Source organism: Pseudomonas sp. 51_B (assembly GCF_017491595.1).
Classification (GTDB): domain Bacteria; phylum Pseudomonadota; class Gammaproteobacteria; order Pseudomonadales; family Pseudomonadaceae; genus Aquipseudomonas; species Aquipseudomonas promysalinigenes.
Genome location: NZ_JAFGYW010000553.1, coordinates 1 through 246, shown reverse-complemented (window position 1 = coordinate 246; position 246 = coordinate 1). Strand labels below are relative to the sequence as shown.

Here is a 246-nt window from a genome sequence, read left to right as displayed (position 1 = left end):
CGAATGCCAGGGTCAGCATGCCCACTGCGGTGATTGCCCAGCCAATTAGAACCGCGCCGACGCCGGCACTGGCGGCCATGTTCTGCGGCAGCGAAAAGATCCCGCCACCAATCATCGAGCCGACCACCAATGCGATCAGTGCGCCCAGGCGCAGCTTTTGTCCTGGTTCGTTCATGCTGTTCCTTGTTCACATTGCCAGAGACTGAAACAACCCTGTGCGCCATCTTTTAGCGCTATATAGACCGG

1 pseudogene is annotated in these 246 nt (G+C 58.1%); it reads right to left on the bottom strand.

Features of this window, described 5'->3' with window-relative positions:
* Positions 1 to 175, bottom strand: a pseudogene (locus J5M56_RS26145) (arginine-ornithine antiporter); the annotation flags it as partial.
* Positions 176 to 246 lie beyond the last annotated feature (71 nt).